This is a genomic window from Daejeonella sp., from assembly GCF_044232565.1.
Classification (GTDB): Bacteria; Bacteroidota; Bacteroidia; order Sphingobacteriales; family Sphingobacteriaceae; genus Daejeonella.
In genome coordinates this window covers 1-3,816 of record NZ_JBIILQ010000259.1, presented here as the reverse complement: position 1 = coordinate 3,816, position 3,816 = coordinate 1, and the positions used below count along the sequence as shown (strand labels likewise).

General features: G+C 36.7%; 2 protein-coding genes. Both read left to right on the top strand.

The window, feature by feature from the left end:
• Positions 1-1,954 (top strand): zinc carboxypeptidase (locus tag ACILQF_RS11610; protein ID WP_395627569.1); only part of this gene is annotated, 1,954 nt, incomplete at its 5' end.
• 250 nt (positions 1,955-2,204) lie between these two features.
• On the top strand, positions 2,205-3,816 hold a 1,612-nt coding region (locus ACILQF_RS11605; protein WP_395627568.1), incomplete at its 3' end, for a carboxypeptidase-like regulatory domain-containing protein.

Genomic DNA, 3,816 nt, shown 5'->3' with positions numbered 1-3,816 from the left:
TACGCGTGAACACATGGAGCCTTGGCCCGGAGGAAGAGCAAATCATTATTATTTTGATTTAAATCGTGATTGGGCTTGGCAATCGCAAGTGGAAAGTCAGCAGCGTTTAGCCGTTTTCAACAAATGGCTGCCACAAGTTCATGTTGATTTCCATGAGCAAGGGGTTGATAATCCCTATTATTTTGCACCGGCTGCTGAGCCCTACCATGAAGATATCAGCCAATGGCAGCGCGAATTCCAAACTATTATTGGAAAAAATAATGCCCGTTATTTCGATGCAAAGGCTTGGATGTATTTTACTAAAGAGCGTTTCGACCTTCTTTATCCATCTTATGGAGATACCTATCCAATTTATAATGGTTCTGTAGGGATGACCTTTGAGCAAGGTGGCTCGGGTAGAGCGGGATTAGCGATTATTACTTCTGCGGGTGATACTTTAACATTAAAAGATCGAATAGATCATCATTTTACAAGCGGACTTTCAACGGTAGAGGCTTCTTCGAAATATGCCGAAAGAGCATTAAATGAGTTTACCAATTACTTTGCTAAGAGTAAAGCAAGTCCGCCGGGAGTGTATAAATCCTACATCATTCGTGGCGATAATGCAGACAAGTTAAAAAGTCTGGCGACACTCCTAAAGCGAAATGGCATTGATTTTGGTTATGGCGCATCTAAGTCTGTACAGGCTTTTAACTATTTTACGGGTAAGAATGAAAGTGTAAAGGTTAACCAAGGTGATATGGTTATTAGCGCATATCAGACTAAATCGGTTCTTCTTAAAGTCTTATTTGAGCCTAATACCTTCGTTTCTGATTCTGCCACTTATGATATTACCGCATGGTCTTTACCCTATGCCTTCGGAATTCAAACCTATGCAAGTAAAGAATCTTTAAGCCCCTTATTAAGTACCCCAGAAATAGAGACTAAGAGCTTTAATAAAGTTGAAAATCCTGTTGCTTACGTTGCCAAATGGAATTCTGTGACTGATGTTAAGTTTTTGGGTGAATTATTGAAGAAAAACTTTAAAGTTAGATATTCTGAAATACCTTTTGAAAGTGGCGGAAGTCGTTTTAATGCGGGCTCTTTGATTATTGCGCGCAATGGAAATTTAAACTTAGGTTCGGATTTTGAAACTGTGTTAAGCGACATCGCTAAAAAATCGGGGATAGAACTAGTGCCAATTGCTTCTGGATTTGTGGATAAAGGAGCGGATTTTGGTTCGGATAAAATTAGATTGATTAAAAAGCCCAAGGTTGTTGTAATTGGTGGTGAGGGAACTTCTTCACTTGCATTTGGGGAGATTTGGCATTTTTTTGAACAACAAATTAAGTATCCGGTAAGCATTGTTAGACCACAAGACCTTAATCGCATTGATTGGTCTGAAATCAATGTGCTTATTTTGCCTTCAGGAAATTATTCTGATTTATCTAATGAAAAACTAATGCAGTGGATACGTGGTGGTGGAAAGTTAATTGCAATGGGTGATGCAGTATCGCAAATGGCTGGAATAAAGGGTTTTGATATCAAAACCAAAGAAGAAGCCAAGAAAGATGATAAAGACTTAGACCCATATAAAGCCATCAAATCTTATGAAAACCGGGAGAGGGAGAGTGTTCTGAGTAATTCACCGGGTGCAATTTATAAAGTGGAATTAGACAATACTCATCCACTTGGATTTGGTTTCCCCAATTTTTACTATACTCTAAAACTTGATGACCAGGTTTATCAATACCTCAATCAGGGATGGAATGTTGGAGTAATTAAAAAGGATAATTACGTGAGCGGATTTGTAGGTGCAGGGGCTAAGAAAAAAACGATGGATGGACTAATTTTTGGGGTTCAGGAACTAGGCAATGGCTCGGTGGTTTATTTGAATGATGATCCTTTATTCCGCAGTTTTTGGGAAAACGGTAAATTGTTGTTTAGTAATGCTGTATTTATGGTTGGCCATTAAGTTTTGAAATGGATTTGCTTTTTACATCCTGTTGTCTATGTATGAGGCTACTAGCGTAAGTTGCGGTATAATCTCCATTTCGAGTACTTTTTTTCTTATAAAATTAATCAACTGATTAACAGATACTTATAAATTAAAATTAAAAATAATCTTCAATTAACTTTGTGTTAACAAATATCTTGTCGAAATTCACTATTTAATTAACATAATTTAACATTCCTCAATTTAAACAATTCAAATCTAATTAAGTATGAAAAAACTTTTACAAAGTTTGTTCTTGTTGTTGTTTATAGCTTTTCAAGCTACAGCTCAGGATCGCACTGTGACTGGAACCGTAACCGATAAAATGGACGGTTTGCCTCTTCCAGGTGTGGGTGTCAGAGTTAAGGGAACCAATCTTGGTACCTCAACAGGCAGCAATGGACAATTTAGTGTTACTGTTCCAAAAGGAAGTAACACCTTAACTTTCACTTTTATCGGTTATGCTACACAAGACGTAGTTATTCCCGCTGGAAATACGATGAAAGTAGTTCTATCTTCAAGTTCTGAATCATTAAACGAAGTGGTAATTACTGCGGGTGGTGTATCCATTCAAAGAAGAGAGCAAGGAAATCAGGCTACTACAATTAAGGCTGAAGATTTAACTCAAGGTAAAGCCTTTAACGTGGCGAGTGCACTTTCTGGTAAAGTTGCTGGTTTACAGGTTAATGCTGTAGGTTCTGGTGTAAATCCTTCAGTTCGTTTGGTTTTGCGTGGTAATCGCTCATTATTGGGTAATAACCAAGCTCTAGTAGTTGTAGATAACGTAATTGTGCCAAATACTATTTTGGGTAACTTAAATCCTGAAGATATAGAAGACATACAAGTATTAAATGGTGCAGGTGCTGCAGCATTGTACGGATCTGATGCATCTAACGGAGCTTTAATTATTACCACCAAAACTGGAAAAAAGGGTAAAACTACTGTTAATGTTGCACAAACAACTAGTTTAGAGACTGTTGCATTTTTGCCAAAATTGCAGGAAAGATTTGGATCAGGTACTGGACCAGATGATATTCCAACCTACACGCCTTATGAGAATCAACAATACGGCCCGGCTTTTGACGGATCTATCCGTCCAATTGGTAAGAAGTTGGCTGATGGTTCTATTCAAACTGCACCTTATTCAAATAATGAAAAAGAAGGAAAAAATGCTTTTTGGGATACAGGTCTTAACAATCAAACAGATTTTAGTTTAGCCTCAGGCGATGATAAGGGTTCTTATTATTTTTCATCACAATATTTTGATCAAAAGGGTACTGTACCTGGTGATCTTTTCAATCGTTTTACATTACGTTTGAATGGTACTAGGGATATTTCGAAAAAATTTAATTTTGCTTTTAACGCCAATTATGTTCAAAACAGATATGATTTAGGTCCTTCTGGATCTGCTTTCGAACAAGTACTTAATTCTCCAGGAAACATTCCTTTAACACGTTATAGTGACTGGAGAAATGATCCATATTCAACACCTAGTGGATATTATAATGAATACATTGATAATCCTTATTTTACTTTAGGGAATAATAGAACTTTAACAAGAAATGATTATTTAACTGGTAACGTTCAGTTTAAGTTTTTCCCAATCAAAGAATTATCATTATTGTTCCGTGTGAGTATGTCAACTAGAAATGCTTCTTCAAAAGGCTGGTCTGATAAATATACTTACTCAGATTACAGATTGGGCATAACATCTAACTTTACAAACAGAACGGGTAGTGTAAGTGATGGCGCAAGTTATGATACTCAATTGAATCCAGAGTTTCAAGCTCAGTATATCAAGAAATTAACAAAAGACTTCTCTTTAAATACTATTTTAGGTG